Source organism: Paenibacillus tyrphae (genome assembly GCF_024158745.1).
Classification (GTDB): Bacteria; Bacillota; Bacilli; order Paenibacillales; family NBRC-103111; genus Paenibacillus_G; species Paenibacillus_G tyrfis_A.
In genome coordinates, this window is the sequence record NZ_JAMZAW010000008.1 from 134,345 (window position 1) to 153,460 (window position 19,116).

Below are 19,116 nucleotides of genomic sequence, written 5' to 3' on the forward strand. Positions count from 1 at the left end.
AGCCCGTTGCAGGCTGTCTCTTTACCGTCTATTCTTTCGGATGAATCATATCCTCCGGACGCACGATCGATACGAATTGCTCCTCCGTCAAATAGCCGCTCCGGATCGCCGCTTCCTTGAGCGTTAATCCTTCCTTATGCGCCGATTTGGCGATGGCCGCCGCTTTCTCGTAGCCGATATGCGGGTTCAGTGCCGTAACCAGCATCAGCGATTCGTCCAGGTACCGCTGAATGACCTCGCGGTTCGGCTCGATGCCGACGGCGCAATGCTCGTTGAACGAATCCATCGCGTCCGCCAGCAGACGAACGGACTGCAAGTAGTTGTGAATAATGACCGGCTTGAACACGTTCAATTCAAAATTCCCCTGGCTGGCGGCAAAGCCGATCACCGCATCGTTGCCCATCACCTGGCAGGCGACCATCGTCATCGCTTCGCTCTGGGTCGGATTCACCTTGCCCGGCATAATCGAGCTGCCCGGCTCGTTCTCCGGGATGCGCAGCTCGCCGATGCCGCAGCGCGGGCCGCTTGCCAGCCAACGGACATCGTTGGCGATCTTCATCAGATCGGCGGCAAGCGCTTTGATCGCGCCGTGGCTGTATACGATTTGATCGTGGCTGGTCAGCCCGTGAAATTTGTTCTCGGCCGAGACGAAGGTTTCTCCCGTGTAGCGGGAAATTTCCTCGGCCACCGTCTCGCCGAATTTCGGATGGGCGTTCAAGCCCGTTCCGACGGCCGTGCCGCCGATCGCCAGCTCCCGCATCGGCTCCAAGCTTTCGCGGATCATCCGCTCCGTCTTCTCGAGCATCGCCCACCAGCCGCTGATTTCCTGCCCGAGCGTCAGCGGCGTCGCATCCTGCAGATGCGTACGTCCGATTTTGACGATATCCTCAAATTCCTTGGCTTTATTCCCCAGCGTTTCCTTGAGCCGCTGCAGAGCGGGGAGCAACTGCTGCCGCACCGCCAGCACGCCGGCGATATGCATCGCGGTCGGGAACGTATCGTTCGAGCTTTGCGAGCGGTTCACGTCGTCGTTCGGGTGAATCCGCAGCCCGCTTCCTTTCGCTTCGAGCAGCTGTGACGCCCTTCTGGCGATGACTTCGTTTGCATTCATGTTGGACTGCGTGCCGCTGCCAGTCTGCCATACGACAAGCGGAAAATGGTCGTCCCATTGTCCGCCGCTAACTTCATCGGCCGCTTGGGCGATCGCTTCCGCCTTTTCCGGCTCCAGCTTGCCCAGCTTCAGGTTGGCTGCCGCAGCCCCCTTCTTCAGCAGCGCAAACGCCCGGACAATTTCCAGCGGCATCCGCTCCGTGCCGATCTTGAAATTCTCCTTGCTGCGCTGGGTTTGAGCGCCCCATAATTTGTCCGCAGGCACTTGAATTTCGCCCATCGTGTCTCTTTCGGTTCGGAATTCCATCGTTAGCACCCTCCTTAACATAAGTACATCTCAGTTAAGATTACCCATCTTGGAAAAAATTAAAAAGCCTTGGGCGCCGCCGGATCGACCGGCCGCTTCCGCCTATCGGACCGCAACCGTAGAAAAGGATTGATTTTTGTGCGGCCTTTTGATTAAATCAACTTAACATACATAATAGTATACTATATTTCCAAAGAAAGGTCGAATCCGTCTTATGAATCCACTTTATGCCCCTTTGTTCGAACCGCTCACCCTGCGGAGCGGTATCACGCTTGACAACCGGATCGTCGTCGCACCGATGACTCACTATTCGTCCCGTCCGGACGGAACGTTGACCGACGAGGAGCTGGATTTTATAGCCCGGCGCTCCAGAGGCGCCGGCATGGTCATTACGGCATGCGCCTACATCGCCCCGGGAGGACAAGACGTTGCCGGGGAACCAGCTGCTGACCGCGACGATATGATACCGGAGCTGACTCGCTGGGCCCGAGTCATTCAAGCGCAAGGAACGAAAGCCGTCCTGCAGCTTCATCATAGCGGACGCAACGCAGACCCCGAACTCGTGCCGAACGGCGACGTCGTCGGCCCGAGCGCGATTAAAGATGAAGCCGGAGGGTTCGTTCTCCCCCGGGCGCTGGCGTCGCATGAGATCGAGGAGCTGATCCGGCAGTTCGGGGAAGCCTCGCGCCGCGCCATTATCGCCGGATTCGACGGAATCGAGATCCACGGCGCTTTCGGCTTGCTGCTCCAGCAGTTTTATTCTCCGCACGGCAACCGCCGCAGCGACCGTTGGGGCGGAAGCGTCGAGAAGCGACTGGCCTTTCCACTTGCGGTTATCGACGAGATAAAGAAAGCCATCGCCCGACACGCCGACAGCCCGTTTATCGTCGGATACCGCTTCACCCCCGAAGAAGCGACAACGCCAGGGCTTACGATGGCCGATGCGCTGCATTTGGCCGATGTGCTGGCGAAGCAAGAGCTTGATTACATTCACGTGCTGACGAACGATTACCGCTCCCGGCCCCGCCGCGAAGCTGACGTTACCCGCACCCGCCTTGAGTCGATCAAGGAAGCGGTCGGGAGCCGTACGCCGGTTATCGGCGGGGGTTCGATCTACACAGCCGACGAAGCGCTGGAAGCATACGAAACCGGCATCGATCTCATTTCGCTCGCCCGCGGGCTGGTGATCAATCCCGACTGGATCGAGAAGGTCAAGCAAGGACGCGAGGCGGACATCGAAACGACGCTCCGGGCCGACGCCCAGCGGCGTCTCGTTATCCCGGACCCGCTATGGCGGATGATTTGGGGCGATTCGGGATGGTTCCCGGGCACCTCTTAAAGATTTCGCTCCATGAGCGGCTAATCCGATGATGAAAATCCCTTATTTGGTATATTCCACCTCTTTCGTGCACACACTAACCCTGCATTTCTCTAAAATAACGATTCGAATCGGAAGAGGTCTTTCTTATGTCAACGAAATGGGCTTGGTTTATGTTCGGCTCGTTTGTCGGATCGCTTGCGGCCGTCGTTCTCTCCGGCATGCTCGCCCTTTTGTGCTCAAGAGGCATCATCAAGTGGATCGTCGGGCGCTTTACGAAACGGCTAATGTCCAACCCTTACGAATCCAACATCTGGGAAATGGTAACGGCGATGACCCGGATCAATCCCATTACCGTCGTAGAGAACAGCCTTCGCGCCGCTTCCGGCGCCGTGATCGAACGTCCGTTCGGAAGTCCGCGCAAATTTCTTCATTTCGAGGGACTCGTGTTCTCTCCCGCGCAATTGTCTACGCTTCCTACGGAACAGGACGTCGAGATCGACACGACAACCGTCATTGGGCCCAAAGCGCAAAAGCCGCTGGTGCTTCGCATTCCCATACTCGCTGCCGGGATGGGCTATGGCGTAGGCTTAAGCGAAAAAGTAAAAATCGCCATCGCCAAAGGAACGGCCAAAGCCGGGACAAGCACAAATACCGGCGAAGGAGGATTTTTGCCGGAGGAACGGCAGAATGCCAAACACTTGATTATTCAATACAACTCGGGCCATTGGTCCAAATCGCCCGAAATTTTAAAGCAAGCCGATGCGATTGAAATCCGCTTCGGTCAAGGAGCGCTGGCGGGAACGGCAAGTGTCCTGCAAGGCGTCGATCTGGAAGGAAGAGCCAGCGAGATCATGCAGGTGCAGAACGAGGAAATCACCGTCATTCCGAGCCGCCATAAAGATATTTCAAGCCCGCAGGATCTCAAGCAAGTGGTTGAGCGGCTTCGGCAGCTGACCGGAGGTGTGCCGATCGGCGTAAAAATATGCGCCAGCGCCGTTCTGGAGCACGATCTGGAAATTGCCATTCAAGCCGGCGTCGACTTTATCAGCCTCGACGGAGGCCAAGCGGGGACGAAAGGCGGCGCGCCGATTCTGGAAGACGATTTCGGGCTGCCGACGATTTACGCCTTGTCGCGCGCGGTCCGCTATCTTCGCCAACGGGGCGTAAAGGACTCGATCAGCCTTCTGACCGGAGGCGCGTATTCGCAGCCTGGCGAATGCCTTAAAGCCATTGCTTTGGGAGCCGATGGAGTGTATATGGGCACCTCTTTGTTATGGGCCATGACGCACGATCAAGTGATGAAAACCGTGCCTTGGGAACCTCCTACGCAGCTTACTTACTACACCGGAATGATGCAGGAAAAGTTTAACGAAGAAGAGGCAGCCATTTATTTGGAAAACTTTTTAAACTCTTGCACGGATGAGATGAAGCTGGCGATCAGCGCGCTCGGCAAACGCGCTTTGCGGGAGGTCAATGCCGACGATATGGTGGCCCTCGATGCATGGACCAGTCATGTGACCAAAGTAAAATTGGCCTATGAACCGTGGGAGAAGCCGGGAACGAATCCGCATGGATGACGAGTTGCAGAAAGGGAGGAGCGAGTTGAATACGCCGATGCCCGCTTTCCGATGGACGATGAAGCAGACTTGGGAGCATTTCCTGTTCGCTCACTGGCCCGTTCCGGTCGATGCGATCCGTTCCTTCGTGCCTGAGGCGCTGGATATCGATACTTGGGATGGACAGGCGTGGATCGGCATCCTTCCCTTCCGCATCGGCGGAATACGATTGAAATACATGCCTTCTCTGCCCTGGATGCGCTCGTTTCCGGAGATTAACGTCCGGACGTATATCCGTTCGGGCGGGGAATCCGCCATCATTTTTTTGTCCATGGACGCGTCCCATCCCCTGCTCGTTCCTATCGCCAAGCAGTGGTACCGGCTTCCGTATCATCAAGCGAAGATGCGCTTACGCGCGGACGGCCTAGGCATTGCAGTTCAAAGCCGGCGGCCCCCGGCCTCCCGATCGGAAGAAGTCTTCAGTGCCACGTACCGCCCTGTCTCCGCCCCGTTCGCCGCCCGGCAAGGAACGATCGAGCACTGGCTGATGGAGCGTTATATCTACTATTGCCGATGCGCCCGCAGCGGCGGATTGTACCGGGGAGAGGTGTATCACGAACCTTGGAGGCTGCAAACGGCTGAAGCCGACATCGTCTGCAACACGTTGATGCGCGGATTCGGATTGGAGCTGGGGACCCCTGCCCTGCTCCACTATTCCCGGGGAACCCGCGCCCTTATCGGACCATGCCTCAAGGCGCAGAAATAAACGGCCGAGGAGTGCCGTCGTTTTATATTACAAGCCGTGATCTGCTGTTACGGCTTTTTCTTTTTGCGAAAAGTATCGACGGCAAGCAGCACCAGCGGAAAGATCAGCCCGGCCGTCGGACCGTACATCGACCACGTCCGCTCATCCCATTGCAGTTGATATGCGGAATTTGGATAGCAAATCAGAGACAAAACCAACATGATCAGCCCCAGAGGCAGCGCAAGCACACGCTCAGAGCGCACGTTAAACAATTGCGCGGTCCCCTTCAGCATGGTGTAGAAGTAGATGGCCGTCTTGTAATAAAGCCCGATGATCCAAAATGTGGCTACGATGACTTCGATTCGCGTAACGAAATTACCAATATTAATCCGTTTGGCAAGCGCATAGCTGGGATAAAATTGCCGGGCTGTCGGTCCCGCCCCCAACACGCCGACGGATACCGCCGTAATGATCAATAACAGCACGCCTCCGAGCAGGTTTCCTATCAGCAGCGCCTTCGCAGCTTTTGTCCCTCCCCGTACGGAAGAGGGGTAAATCATTAAAAAAAAGACAACAGGAGCCGACGTGTAGCTGATATACGATAAGACAGCCTTGATGAACGGCTTGATTTCGACATCGATGACGGGCAGGAAATGCTCGATTTGTATTTTGGGAGAGACGAATACGATCAAAACGCAAAACAGCACGATAACGACCGGAAACAACACCTCCACAGCACGAGCCAGTGTATTCAATCCGAGCAAAAGACCCATGACGACGATGCCGGTAAACATGATATTAATCGTGTACTCCGGCGTTTCGGGCATGATTTGTGTCGTGATAAAATTGCCCATGTAATAAACCAACGTTGTCGCTCCGCCAAGATAAGAAGTTAAAATCCAATAGAGCGAAAAGGCTGTACCCAGCCATTTTCCAAGCAGCCGGTTGCTGATTTCGACAAAGGTCATGTCGGGGTAGCGGCGGGCCAAGTTCAAGAACAGCAGAATAATCGGAATTCCCGTCGCCATACCGGCTATGATGGAAATCCATGCTCCTTGTTTCGTATATGCGGCGGTACCTGACGGAAGGAACAAGATGGAGCTGCCGATCGAGAAAAGAATGACCATCATCAGAAATTGCCTGACGGTTATTTTTTTATCGTTGTCCACCAGACTCCCCCCCTCTTATCGAATTAGCGTGATCGGATTCTTTTTCTGACGGCCCCTGTCCCCAACAGAAGCAAGGGAATAAGTAAACCGGAGGTTGCAACATACACAGGCCATATCTTCCCATCCCACTCGTGCCTGAAAGCGGCGCTGGAATATAAAATGCGGGAGAGCGCAAGGGAAATCACCCCCAAGGGCAGCACAAGAGCGCGATAGTCTTGTATTTTAAACAATTGCGCCAAGCCTCTCATCCCTGCGTAAAAATAAACGATCAGCTTGAAATACAGCGCGATAAGCCATAATGTCGCCATAAGCACTTCGATCCGCGTGAAAAAATTGGCGATATTGATTTTCTTGGCCAGTGTATAGCTGGGATAAGCTTGACGGGCCGTCCCCTCCGCTCCTAGCACGGCGATACATGCTACGGTAATAACCAGCAAAAACAGTCCTCCGAGAAGGGTACCGAGCAAAAAAGCTTTCGAGGCTTTCTTTCCTTCCCTCACGCAAGAAGGATACATCATCAAGAAGAAGACGGTGGGAAAGGTCGAGAACCCCAAATACGCTATGTTGGACTTGATGAACGGTTTGAATTCCACTTCGAGTACAGGCAGTAAATTATCCGTATTCATATTGGGCGACACGGTTAAGATCATGATGACAAACAGCACCATAGTTAGGGGGAACATCGCTTCCGCAGCACGGGCTATCGTTCTCAATCCCATCCGCAAACCGATGACTGCCGATAGTACATAAAGCGTATTGGCTGCATATACCGGGGTATCGGGCATGATCTGCCTGCTTACGAACGTTCCTGCGAAGTCGACCAACGATACGGCTCCGACGACAAACGTATTGATGATCAAAAAGATGGAGACCACCGTTCCAAGCCATCTGCCGAGCAATTTTTGGCTCAATTCCACCATGCTTAGATCGGGATAACGATCCGCAACGGCGATATACAGATACACGAGGAGAAGGCTTAGTCCGGTTCCGGTGACGATGGAGATCCATGCGTCTTGTTTGGCGGTTGCCGCGGTAACTGAAGGCACGAACAAGACGGAGCTTCCAATCGTAAAAAAAATGACAAGCAGCAGAAATTGTCTAGCATTGATCCGATCATTCATGCCTGGTCACCTGCCTGCTAATCCTATGATTCCAACAGCCCGAATACATAATTGCTGAGCGGTCTGTACAAGAGCGCGATCCATTCCAACGGATTCGCTATTTCTGCCCGCATGCTTTTGGCGACAGCTAATCCGAGACCTAAAGTCAACAGGATGGAAAACACCCACAAGTCCTTCTTTCTCTTGTTCTTCAGCAGATAGGGCACTTCCATCCAAACGATAACCGCTCCGAAAGCAAGAATGCCTGCAATCGCCAGCATGACCTATTGCTCCTTCTTCTTCTGGATATCGTTAATAAACGAATTGGACTGCGTTCCGGTACGTCTGACTTTCACTTCGACGGAAATGGCAACAGGCATCTTTACGAACTCTTTTTTCCAATTCTTGCTCAGCTTTTTCCAAGCTTTCGGATTGGCGCGATGAATCGCGTTGCCAAAGCCGAAAATGTCCGAGCCGTACGTTTTCTGCGCTTTGCGGACCACCTGGCGCAAGGATGCCTGCAATTTCTCCGTTAACTTTTTTTCAAGCGCGTACAACGACTCGGGTTTATCCAAATCGATGACGCAATTCACTTCCGAAACGTCGGTCTCTATGAACAGATCCACCCTGCCCTGAGGCTTTCCTTTCACGACATTGGCCTTGATTTTGCTTTCGACCTGATTCACGCGCAGGTCCAAGCTGTCTTTCTTCGGACAGGCCACCCTTTCCACCGCGCCTCTGATTTTCCCGGTAATATAGTTGTAGCTTCTGCTTTCGGATTCGTTTAACCAACCGATCAGCTTATCGTCTTTGAATACGCCGATCGAAGTCATCTTGAAATGCGCAAAGCTGGTCGTTTTTTGTACATTCTTGATTTGTTCCGCCTGTTTTTTATTCCCTACGATTTCAACACCCGACAGCACGGCCATTTTCCCCGTACTGGTCAAGTTGGCCAGCAGCTCGTCCAAAAATACGTTTGCCGTTTCCCCGGTTAATCTCCGGTTCCACTCCAAGGATTTAAACAGCTTGGTAGCCTGCGATTTTTCAAGCCTCGTGACAACGCTCAAGATTTCTTCCGCGCGTTGACCTTTGGCCAGCAGGATGTAAAAATCGGCGCGAAGCTCATTGTCTCGCGAAAAGAAGTCCAAAATGTCTTGAATCCCTTCGCGCGCCACCTCTTCGCTAATCACCAGCACCCGCAGATGCGATAAGTAAAAGTACCTTGGAGAGGTTTTGAGCATCTTACGTATGGCTTCGACCATCGTTGGGGCCGTCGATTGCAGGATGGAGGTCGGGATTCCTCCCCCCGCACCCTGCTTGGACGATACGGCTTCGGGAATGACGACTTGCGCGGACAGCGAATATTCGCCATCTTGTTTATCGATACCCATGCCGACGACAATGGAAATGTCGTTCAGCTCCCGCCGGCTCCAACAACCGGTAAGCGTCGACACCATGATTAGATGGCACAGGATCAATAAAGCGATTCGCTGCAAGTACGTCCTCCCCCTTACCTTTGAGTCTGCTCTCCCTGGTCGTGCTGTTTTTCATTCGGATCGTGTTCTTTCGGAACGCGCTGCTGATTCATTGGATGGTAAGCGTCGGGACGTGTATACATTTGCCACCATGGAACCCGCACGATGGCATCCTTTTGATCGGATAGCCTGAACGGCGCCATCGGCGACAAGTACGGGATGCCGAAGGAGCTTAAGTGGCTCAAGTGCAGCACTAGCACGACAAGTCCTACAATGATGCCGAAAATCCCGAAGGATGCGCCCAGCCCCATAAACACAAAACGAAGAACCCTCACCGAAATTCCTAGCTCGAAACTAGGAAATATAAATCCGGAAATCGCCGTAATCGATACGATAATGACCATCGCCGGAGAAACCAGCCCTGCATCGACCGCCGCTGTTCCCAGCACCAAAGCGCCTACGATCGAGATCGAGGTTCCGACCGCTCTGGGCATGCGAATGCCTGCTTCACGCAAAAGCTCGAACGTTACCTCCATCATCAGCGCCTCGATCAGAGCCGGGAAAGGAATCCCCTCCCGTTGTCCGGCAAGGCTGATCAGCAGAGTCGTCGGAATCATCTCTTGATGAAAGGTAGTGATCGCAATATAGAGCGAGGGCGCAAGCAAAGATATGACAAGCGCCATATATCGCAATATGCGGATCAACCCATAATCCGACCGATGATAGTAGTCTTCAGCCGCCTGCAGAAACTGGGTAAACACCGCCGGCACGACCAGAACAAAGGGCGTTCCGTCAATCAGGATGGCGACACGTCCCTCAAGCAAGGCTGAGGCGATCACATCCGGACGCTCGGAATTGTTAACGGTCGGAAAAACGGAATATTTGCTATCCTGAAGAAATTCCTCAATGTAGTTGCTTTCCAGGATGCCGTCAATATCGATTTGTGCAAGACGGTCGCGTACGCGCCGGAGAATATCTTCATTGACAATGCCATGAATATACATGATGCAGACGTCCGTTTGCGTCACATGCCCAATTTGCTTTGACTCCACCCTCACGTTCGAGCTTTTAATTTTTCTGCGGATCATGGCTATGTTCGTATGAACGGATTCGGTAAATCCTTCCTGCGGCCCGCGGACGACGGTTTGAGACGTAGGTTCGCTAACGCTTCTGTATTCCCCTCCGCTTGTGTTCACCGACAACGCTTGCCGGCACCCGTCGATCAGAAGCACCGTATGTCCTGTAAGCAAGGAGGAATATACGGTTTGGAGTTGGATTTCGACATGGATATCCCCGACGGTGACGGGCAAATGCCGCAAAATCCAATCCATGTTGGCCATCACCTGATGGGAATCGGCCAACTCGTTTTTCTCGGCATCGGCAAGAAACGAGTCCATGAAACGGAATACGGATTGGGAATCGATAAGGCCTCCGATGTAGACAAATGCGCATTGGACCGCGGCACTCGGTCCGACGCCGATCTTCCTGACAATAAGATCGGAGCTATTCCCAAACTGGCATCGGATAGCTTCCAAATTATTCTGCAGCGCGCTATCCAACGGTTTCCCGCCGTTCGAAGGGTTATTGTCTCTGCCCGGCGCCTTGTTGCCGCCTTCCTGCTGGTTGGTTTGCTGTGAGGCCGGCGAGCGGTTCATGCTTGGGTTGCTGCGAGAAAAATGCTGCATGGTTCCTCGACCTCAATCTTAAGTTAATGCAACTAGTATTCATCGCAAGCAGTTACTTTATTCCATATCATGCATAGGATTGGATTGGGGCCATAATATGGTGTCCGATATACCTTCAATAGCCCGCCTGTCCAAGGAGGCTCTTACTTGACCCCATTGTCGCCTCATGGAGCAGCTAGGTTATGAATATATTGGAATGAACGGCGGGGACTTTGACTTTGAATAAAGGGGTTGAGCCGCAGCATGAGATCGACGCGCGCGCTTACCGGGCGGATTGTGCTCCCCGGAAGCGCGGATTATGATGACGCGAGGATGAATTTTAATGCCCGGTTCTCGAAATATCCGGCGGCCATCGTCTTTTGCGGGCATGTCCGAGATGTCGTGAATGCGGTTCGCTGGGCGCGTGAGAACGGCTATCCGCTCCGCGTGCGCAGCGGTCGGCACTGCTACGAGGATTTCACGCTCGCAGACGGCGGAATCGTCATCGATGTCAGCCCGATGAACGGCGTATGGTTCGATCCCGTGAATAGAACCGCCGCCGTCCAACCCGGCATCCGGCAGCTTTCGCTCTATGAAGCGTTGTGGCGAGAGGGCGTCACCGTACCGGGCGGAACTTGCCCGACTGTCGGGATCGCTGGGCTGACGCTGGGCGGTGGATACGGATTCCTCTCCCGGCTGCTCGGACTCACCTGCGACCAGCTGCTAGAGGTTGAAACGGTGCTTGCCAGCGGCCAGGTGATCCGTGCCAACGACCGCGAGCATGCGGATTTGCTCTGGGCCTCCCGCGGTGGCGGCGGCGGGAATTTCGGCATCGCCACTTCGTTTACGTTTCGGGTACACCCGGTCTCTAGCGTTGCCATCTACCGGATCGTCTGGCCTTGGCGGGATCTGCCGCTGCTGCTGAACGTATGGCAGCATTGGGCACCGTCGGTCGACGAACGGCTGACCCCTTCGCTCGTCCTTTCGGCCAGCTCGAATGACTATTGCTATTCATCCGGTCAATATGTCGGACCGGAGCGGCGGCTCCACGAGCTGCTCGCTCCGCTGCTTGCGGTTGGAACACCCGTCGAAACGGAGATCATGACCGTGCCTTATCTCGAGGCGGTGTACCGGTTTGGCGGCTTGAAAAAGGAGCATGCGCAGTGGCAGATGACTCCCGAGCGCCGGCACAGGTTCAAAAATAGCGGCGCCTTCGTGTACAGTCCTCTGCCGCCACAGGCGATATCGACGATTGCCGCATTCCTTCATGCGGCCCCGAGTCCGATCTGCATGATCATCTTAGAAAGCTTGGGAGGCCGTCCGGGGCGGATATCACCCCATGCAACGGCATTCGTACATCGCCGGGCAAGCTTTCATATGCAGTATATCACCCAATGGGACGATCCGGCGGCTGACGATGCCCATATCCGCTGGGCCGAGGGCATTCGGAAGGCATTGCTGCCTTATACATACGGCCAGTACGTCAATTACCCTAATATCTTCGACCCCAACTGGGCTCAAGCGTATTACGGCTCCAATCTTGACGCGCTGCGCCGGATCAAGCGGAAATACGACCCGGATAACGTATTCCGGTTCGCACAAAGCATTCCGCCGTTGTAAGTTCTTTTTGAAATCATAAGTATATGCCGGACTGACCCAACGATCGATAATGGATGTGGCCTCCTGTGCAAAAAACGTTTAAAACGCTTGCAACGCCAAGCTCCGTTGTGCTATAGTATTACTCCTGTCCATTTTTGGGAATTCATAACACGAACGGAGGTACGGACCATGGAATCCGGTCTGCAAAGCGCTTACTTGGAGGAAAAAGAACGACTGGAGCAAACGATACAAGAAATGGAAAGACATTTGGAGGCACTTCAGGCTATTCCGCCCTATACGGGACACGATATGACGGAGCAGGTGCTGGAGTCGATCCGCGAAAATAAACGGCGCAGCTTAGCGCACGCGCTGCCCGAACCTTACTTCGGCAGACTGGATTTTCACGAAACGGGAAAGCCCGGTCCGGCCCCGTTCTATATAGGCAAGTCCGGCGTGGAAAAGGCGGACTCTCCCGAGTTGATGGTGATCGATTGGCGCGCTCCGGTAGCGAGCCTTTTTTATTCGTTCACGGGCGGCAACGAAGCGGCCAGCTACGATTCGCCGGACGGCGTCGTGCAAGGGCTCGTCTACTTGAAGCGCAACCTCGTGATCCGCAAGCAAATTTTACAGCGTGTGGTCGATACGTTCGACCGCGAATCGGACGCGATGGCGGTCACGGACGAGTTCCTGCTGTACCGGCTCGGCGAGAACAAGGACAACAAGCTGCGCGACATCGTCTCGACGATCCAGGCGGAGCAGGATGCGATCATCCGGGCCGGCAAAAACCATGCGCTCGTCATTCAAGGCGTCGCCGGAAGCGGGAAAACGACCGTGGCCCTGCACCGGCTCGCTTACCTGCTCTACCAATACCGGGATCAAGTCAAAGCGGAAAAAATGATCATATTCGCCCCTTCCCGCATGTTTCTCGATTATATTTCCGGCGTTCTGCCTGAGCTTGGCGTCGGGCATATTCAGCAGACTACCTTCTCCGACTGGGCGCTGGAGCTGCTGGACCATGAGGTCAAGCTGGCCGATCCGGCACAGGCGCTGCGGCATTGGTTCGCCGTCGGCGCGGCGCGTCCGGTCATGGACGATACGGCGCCCGGCCGGTTTAAGGGCTCGCTCCGCTTCATGCAGTGGCTGGACGGGCTCTTGAACGCGTACGAGCTGCAGGCGGTGCCGCAGACGGATTTTGTTCCGTGGGACGGTGCCAAGCTCCCGTACCGCACCATCCGCGACTGGTACGCGGTGGAATACAAGCACGAGCCGCTGATGAAGCGCCGCGAGCGGGTGCTGGCCCGGATCAAGCGCTGGCTGGAGATGGAGCTGGATAAAGTATGGGAGGTCCATCTGAAGAAGGATTACAAAAAGCGCGGTGCAGCCCGTCTTCGCGATTACGGCAAGCAATGGCCGGCCTATTCGCCGTTCGGCTTCTATAAGGAGCTGTTCCGCACGGCGGAGTCCGGCGCCCTGCCCTTCGTATCCGAGGCGGATGAGCGGTTCATTCCCGAGGACCTGCGGCAATCCACGCTCACGGCGGCCAAGAAGAAGCTGGTGCAGCCGGAAGATCTCGCTCCCCTGCTTTATATTCGCCAGCGCTTCGAAGGCATTCACGGCGATCTGCGCTTCGATCATACGGTCATCGACGAAACGCAGGATTTCTCGCCATTCCAGGTGGCGCTGCTGGCACTGCACACGAAGAACGGTTCGTTCTCGATTCTCGGCGATTTGTCGCAAGGCATCCACGCTTATCAGGGCGTTCGGGATTGGCACGAATTGCTGGCGCTGTTCCCGGAAGAGAACCGCGCGTATTATACGCTGAACCGCAGCTACCGGTCGACGATGGAAATCATTTACTTCGCAAACGAAGTGCTGAAGCGTGGACTAGCCGAACCGCCGGCGTTGGCGGTGCCGGTATTCCGCAGCGGCGAGCCGGTCGAGCTCGCGCAGGCGGACGGCCCGGCGCTGGCGAAGCGTGTGGCCAACGCCGTGCAGGAACACCGGCAGCGCGAGGGCGCAGGCTCGCTGGCCGTCCTCGCCCGCACGGAGGAGCGGTGCCGCGAGCTGCACGCGCAGCTGCTCGCCGCCGAATGCGACGGCGTGAACCTGATCGTCCCGGGCCAGCAGCAGTACGAGGGCGGCGTCTCCGTCGTTCCGGTGTACATGGCCAAAGGACTCGAGTTCGATTCCGTCCTGCTCGTGGACGTCGATCCGGTCCATTACGCGCAGACGCCGCAGGACGCGAAGCTGCTCTATGTCGGCTGCACCCGGGCTCTACACGAGCTGAAGCTGTACTACTCTGGCGAGCCATCCCCGCTGATCGCCGGCGTACAAGGGGATTTTGTGAAGGCCGGGCTGTAACGCAGGTACCGGCCATCTGCTTTCGATCACGACTAAGGGAACTTATCCGCAACCAAAAGCGATGAGGCATGGACCAACTGTCCCTTCCGTCAAAACGCAGACTGAATTAAACCTGCTTTTCCGGCAATAAAGCCAGGTGTTCCGCCTGGCTTTATTGTACTTTTTTTGACCTGGCGCCATCATGCTAGAGATCATCCATTTCGAGGTTCTTTTCCATGATTGCCTGTTCAAAAATTGGATCGTTTATTTCTTCGCCCAATTGTTCATTGGCCAAATACATGGCATATTGAATCGGCCGCCTGATGGACTTTCGGTAAGTGACCATTTCTTTCGACTTAATGAAGGCCATGTGCCCTGGTTTAGGATTGGCCTCAATCAGCCATACTTTTCCGTTGACATCAATTCCCACATCCAATCCAAACTCGACCATAGAACCAAACCGCTCTTCCACAACTTCCATCAACCGATGAGCAAGCTTCTCGCATTCCAGCTCAATTTCTTTCGCCTTATCCAATCCGAAACGGGATTTGATGAAAGTCTTAAATACCAGCACTTTCCCATCCCCGTAGATTAAATTCGTGGTCGGGCTATTCTTAGCGCCTACGCGCAAAACTTTGCCGGTCACTTCCCAGTTTCCAATCTCGTTCTTTTGAATCAGCAATCGAACATCCGCCTGTCGACCGGGGATAAGCTGCAAATCCAACCCTTGCTGGACCATAAAGGAACCGGATCGTATTTTTTCAGTTTGCACCCAACGGTTAATCCAACGAATGACCCTCTGTTTGGTCATTACCGGCGTTGCCACGACACGGCCTGACCTTTTTCGTCCTTGAAGCCGGTAGCCGCCGCCCGTTTTCTTGATTTTAAGAACGCCATGCCCACCGGTCCCATTCCCCGGCTTCACATAGACTAAGTCATATTTCTCAATCATCTGTTCTAGCGCTTGTGGCGAGTAAAGAAACGTCCTGGGGATCCAGCGCTTTAACTTGTCGGATTCGGCAAACAGCTTCATCGCTTTCCATTTGTAAGTAAATTTATGATTGGCATAAACGAACAAATCCTTGCGACGGCGCATATCGCGAAACGGTTTGTACAGCTTTCGGCAGAAATCGATTACGACATCAGGCCAGGTGCGAGCCGCTCCCGCCCATCTCCCTTCGGATGTCGGAGTAAAGCCGTGAATCGTCCTGCTTTCTTCTTGTACGTCCTTGTGAGAAAATACGTATACGTTAGCCCCTAGCTTCCTCCCTTCCGTTACAAGGTCGCTCAAAAACTTGGAGTTCGGAAATATATTACCTTCTCGATGAGCGAGAATGCCTACAGTCAGCTTTTTCATACAGGCCTCCGTCTAGTTGTGATGAAGCAATATATACTCGCAGTCCGCATTTCGTAACGGTACGTGCCTATACGCTTGAACACCCAATCGGATAAATCGCATCGCCATGCCCGTTCTACCGCCAATGTAGAAATCTCGATGGCCAGATGATCATTTGGTTCGCATTCTTGATAAGGCTGCGGTGGAACCTCGTCGAACCTTCAATTTGTCCAGATCTTTTACCATCCCTTGATCGCCGATTACCAGCATCGTTCCTGTGTGGCCCCGACACTTTAGCAGCCGCTTTCGAGTTAGAGGAACTGATGTTCGTTATCCCCTACATTTTGTCATTTTTTGTGCAATAGCGGAACTCAGATGTAGCTATCCATCGTATTTCTCAACAAATAAACATTTTTCGACACGAATAAAGCATTTGGCTTCCGCTATATCGGATAAACCTTCGGGCCGGCTGTATTCAGCGACAGTGAAAGAAATAATCGGCTGCGAATTTCCCTATGGCTCTCGCTTTTCCCTAGATCATGACACGCAAAAAAGCCGCATTCAGCGGCTGAGTTTTGTTGAGAAAGTGGTCTTTGACAAAAATAGAGAAGCATACGGAGGTGGGGTATCCACTGGAGAAGCGATAGCGGCCGCCTTTGTCTTCGGGAAATGTCCGCTACTAAGCGGCTTCCAATCAAATTTCCCGAGGACAACAGCGGTCGGAAGTGGATACCCTACCCCTTCGTAACCTCTATAATCCCATTTGACCACTTTCTCAGCACTCTGAGCCACATTCAGCGGCTTTTAAACTTACAACATCATACGACACGACTACTCAAGCAGCTCCCGCAGCTCCGGCACGACATTCGGCGGGTGTCCGCCGGTCAGGGCGGCGACGAGATTGCGTGCGGCGAGCATCGCCATATCGAGCCTGGTCTTGGCTGTCGCCGAGCCGATATGCGGCAGCGTAACCACGTTCGGCATATGCAGCAGCGGATTGTCCGGGCTCGGTGGCTCCGGATCGAACACATCTAGTCCCGCGCCCCGGATGAGTCCGGTTTGCAAGGCTTGAATCAGTGCCTGCTCGTCCACCGTTTTCCCGCGGGAAGCGTTGATGAAGAATACCGTCGGCTTCATCATTTTGAAGTGCTCCAAGCGGATCATTCGTTCCGTCTCCGGCGTCAGCGGCGTCATCATCACGACGAAATCCGACTCCCGCAGCAGCTCGTCCAAACTGCAGTAGCGAGCGCCGAACCTTTCTTCCGTCTCCGGCTTCCGGCTGCGGTTATGATATAGCAGGCTCATGCCGAAGCCGTCCACCGCGCGCTTGGCGATCGCTTCGCCGATCCGGCCCATCCCGATGATGCCGAGCGTCTGATGGTGCACGTCCATGCCGAAGAAATATTCGTCGGTCAGCCCTTTGCCCCGCTGCCAGCGGCCCTGCTTCACGAACGCATCCAGCTCGGAGATACGCCGTGCCGCGGACAGCATAAGTGACAGCACTAGGTCCGCGACCGTCTCGTCCAGCACGTGCGGCGTATTCGTTCCGATGACCCGGCGGGCTTTCATCGCTTCCAGATCGAAGTGATTGTACCCGACCGAAATGCTGCTGACCGCCCGCAGCTTGGGGGCATGGTCCAGCAGCTCCCGGTTGATCGGACCTCCGGTCGTCAGCAGCCCTTCTACATCGTGAAGCTCTGCGAGAAGCCCTTGTCTGGATGCGGCGCCTTGTCCGTCCCACATCCGGCACTCGCAGTGCTGCTCCAGATAAGCAAGCGCCGGTTCAGGGATCGCTTTGGAAATATAAATTTTCGGTTTGCTCATCGAATCGGCTCCTCTCCGAACTTACGCCTGCGCAGCCGCTTGAACCGATTGCTCCTGCGGCGAAAGCACTTCGTTCAAGCTGCCCGAACGGTACCCCTTCAAGTCCATCGTCACGTAGGCGTAGCCGATCTCCTTCAGCTTCGCGTGAACCGTCTCGGCGACGGCCAGCACGTCGGCCAGCTCCGATGCGGGCACCTCGATCCGCGCCAGCGTATCGTGCTGGCGCACGCGCACTTGGCGGAAACCGAGCTGAATCAGGAAGTCTTCCGCGCGGTCGATCATGGACAGCTTCACCGCCGTGATGGCTTCCCCGTACGGAATACGCGAAGATAAACAGGCGAACGACGGCTTATCCCAAGTGGCCAGACCGAATTTGCGGGACAGATGGCGAATTTCCGATTTCTTCAGGCCCGCTTCCAGCAGCGGCGCCCGGACCCCCCGTTCATGAGCGGCCTGCAGCCCGGGACGGTGCTCCCCGAGGTCGTCGGCGATGGCGCCGAACACGACGTGCTCATAGCCGCGCGCATGGGCGATCGGAATCAAATGATCGAACAGCGAGTTTTTGCAAAAATAGCACCGGTTCGTCGGATTTTCCGCATACCCGGGAATATCCAGCTCGCTTGTGTGAATGACCTCATGCGGTGCGCCCAAGCTTCCGGCAAGCGCAATCGCTTCCAGCTTCTCCCGTTCGGGATACGTCTCCGAATCGGCCGTAATGGCAAGCACCCGGTCCTTGCCCATAAATTCAAGCGCCGCCTTGAGCAGAAAAGCGCTGTCCACCCCGCCGGAGAACGCGACGACGACTTTGTTCATCGACTGCAAAATTTCCCCGAGCTTGGCGTATTTTTGATCTATAACTTGCTCTATGGTTGCCATAGGTCCAGCCTCCCTTTTGCGCAAGCCGCAGCGTCAATCGATCTGGTTGCACACGTTTGCAATCTACGGCTATACCGCTTCATACCTGTTTATTATAGACCGTTTTTCCTTTCGGAAAAAGGTGTATTTTTTCGAAGGCACGACTTCTCCCCCGCTTGAACGGCAAAAACAGCCTGTCCCGGTACGGAACAGACTGCTCGCCTCGCCGCTTATTCGCTTAACAGCTTTTGAATGTCTCCCTCGATGGCCGCCGGCTCCGTGCGCGCAGCGTACTGCTTGACGACTTCGCCTTGGCGGTTGACCAGAAACTTCACGAAGTTCCATTCGATATCCCCGGTCCGGTAAGGCTCGGGCACGTGCGAGACCAAATATTGATACAGCGGATGCGCGTGCTCTCCCTTGACATCGATTTTGGCAAAGAGCGGGAACGTCACGTTATAGCGCGTTTCGCAGAACTGTGCGATCTCGGCCTCCGTCCCGGGCTCCTGTCCGGCAAATTGGTTGCACGGGAAGCCGAGCACGACCAGACCTTGATCCTTATAAGTTTCGTACAGCTTCTGAAGTCCTTCGTAATGCGGCGTTAAGCCGCAGGCGCTCGCCGTGTTGACGATCAGCAGCACGCTGCCCCGGTAGTCCGACAGCGGCTTGTCCGCGCCTTGAATCGTTGTCGCCGAAAAATCGTAAACCGACATGT

General features: G+C 54.8%; 15 protein-coding genes. 5 read left to right on the forward strand and 10 right to left on the reverse strand.

The genetic code is table 11. The features are described from left to right. Positions 1–28: 28 nt before the first annotated feature. Positions 29–1,417, reverse strand: coding sequence for a class II fumarate hydratase (gene fumC / locus NI000_RS13720; protein ID WP_253411376.1), 1,389 nt, complete (start codon positions 1,415–1,417; stop codon positions 29–31). Between the two features lie 214 nt (positions 1,418–1,631). Here fumC and NI000_RS13725 point away from each other — a divergent pair, with 214 nt between their 5' ends. The 3 genes from NI000_RS13725 (at position 1,632) to NI000_RS13735 (ending at position 5,060) form a co-directional block, all read left to right on the forward strand. Then, positions 1,632–2,756 carry an NADH-dependent flavin oxidoreductase gene (locus NI000_RS13725; RefSeq protein WP_253411378.1) on the forward strand — a complete coding sequence of 375 codons (1,125 nt, stop codon included), beginning with the start codon at positions 1,632–1,634 and terminating at the stop codon, positions 2,754–2,756. 128 nt (positions 2,757–2,884) lie between these two features. Continuing rightward, positions 2,885–4,315 carry an FMN-binding glutamate synthase family protein gene (locus NI000_RS13730; protein ID WP_253411380.1) on the forward strand — a complete coding sequence of 477 codons (1,431 nt, stop codon included), beginning with the start codon at positions 2,885–2,887 and terminating at the stop codon, positions 4,313–4,315. A 25-nt stretch (positions 4,316–4,340) separates the two neighbouring features. Beyond that, complete coding sequence (locus NI000_RS13735) at positions 4,341–5,060, forward strand: YqjF family protein (RefSeq protein WP_253411382.1); 720 nt, start codon at positions 4,341–4,343, stop codon at positions 5,058–5,060. Between the two features lie 47 nt (positions 5,061–5,107). Here the strand turns inward: NI000_RS13735 and NI000_RS13740 are convergent, their stop codons facing one another. From NI000_RS13740 to NI000_RS13760, 5 genes are read right to left on the reverse strand one after another with little or no spacing between them, the layout of a single operon-like run. After that, positions 5,108–6,208, reverse strand: a complete 1,101-nt coding sequence (locus NI000_RS13740; protein WP_253411384.1) for a GerAB/ArcD/ProY family transporter — start codon at positions 6,206–6,208, stop codon at positions 5,108–5,110. A gap of 23 nt (positions 6,209–6,231) precedes the next feature. Further along, positions 6,232–7,329, reverse strand: a complete 1,098-nt coding sequence (locus tag NI000_RS13745) for a GerAB/ArcD/ProY family transporter (RefSeq protein ID WP_253411386.1) — start codon at positions 7,327–7,329, stop codon at positions 6,232–6,234. A 23-nt stretch (positions 7,330–7,352) separates the two neighbouring features. Then, positions 7,353–7,589: a hypothetical protein gene (locus NI000_RS13750; RefSeq protein ID WP_253411388.1), complete on the reverse strand. Its 237-nt coding sequence runs from the start codon at positions 7,587–7,589 to the stop codon at positions 7,353–7,355. A gap of 3 nt (positions 7,590–7,592) precedes the next feature. After that, on the reverse strand, positions 7,593–8,804 hold the full coding sequence (locus NI000_RS13755) for a Ger(x)C family spore germination protein (protein WP_253411390.1): 1,212 nt from the start codon (positions 8,802–8,804) through the stop codon (positions 7,593–7,595). 14 nt (positions 8,805–8,818) lie between these two features. Beyond that, the gene (locus NI000_RS13760) at positions 8,819–10,468 is read right to left on the reverse strand and encodes a spore germination protein (RefSeq protein WP_253411392.1); all 1,650 of its coding nucleotides are present in this window, start codon (positions 10,466–10,468) and stop codon (positions 8,819–8,821) included. A gap of 243 nt (positions 10,469–10,711) precedes the next feature. On the opposite strand from NI000_RS13760, the gene NI000_RS13765 reads away from it, so the two are divergent. Beyond that, entirely contained in the window at positions 10,712–12,067 is a 1,356-nt protein-coding gene (locus NI000_RS13765; RefSeq protein ID WP_253411394.1) for an FAD-binding oxidoreductase, read from the forward strand. A 168-nt stretch (positions 12,068–12,235) separates the two neighbouring features. Continuing rightward, positions 12,236–14,407: a HelD family protein gene (locus NI000_RS13770; RefSeq protein WP_253411396.1), complete on the forward strand. Its 2,172-nt coding sequence runs from the start codon at positions 12,236–12,238 to the stop codon at positions 14,405–14,407. Positions 14,408–14,591: 184 nt separating this feature from the next. Here NI000_RS13770 and NI000_RS13775 read toward each other — a convergent pair whose 3' ends face one another. The 4 genes from NI000_RS13775 to NI000_RS13790 all read right to left on the reverse strand — a co-directional run bounded on the left by NI000_RS13775 (position 14,592) and on the right by NI000_RS13790 (position 19,114). Further along, the gene (locus tag NI000_RS13775) at positions 14,592–15,743 is read right to left on the reverse strand and encodes a YheC/YheD family endospore coat-associated protein (protein ID WP_253411398.1); all 1,152 of its coding nucleotides are present in this window, start codon (positions 15,741–15,743) and stop codon (positions 14,592–14,594) included. 810 nt (positions 15,744–16,553) lie between these two features. Further along, positions 16,554–17,546 (reverse strand): 2-hydroxyacid dehydrogenase, encoded by a 993-nt coding sequence (locus NI000_RS13780; protein WP_253411400.1) that lies wholly within the window; start codon positions 17,544–17,546, stop codon positions 16,554–16,556. Between the two features lie 21 nt (positions 17,547–17,567). Then, positions 17,568–18,422: an ATP-dependent sacrificial sulfur transferase LarE gene (gene larE / locus NI000_RS13785; RefSeq protein WP_253411402.1), complete on the reverse strand. Its 855-nt coding sequence runs from the start codon at positions 18,420–18,422 to the stop codon at positions 17,568–17,570. Between the two features lie 209 nt (positions 18,423–18,631). Then, positions 18,632–19,114: a glutathione peroxidase gene (locus NI000_RS13790; protein ID WP_216795392.1), complete on the reverse strand. Its 483-nt coding sequence runs from the start codon at positions 19,112–19,114 to the stop codon at positions 18,632–18,634. Between the last annotated feature and the right edge of the window lie 2 nt (positions 19,115–19,116).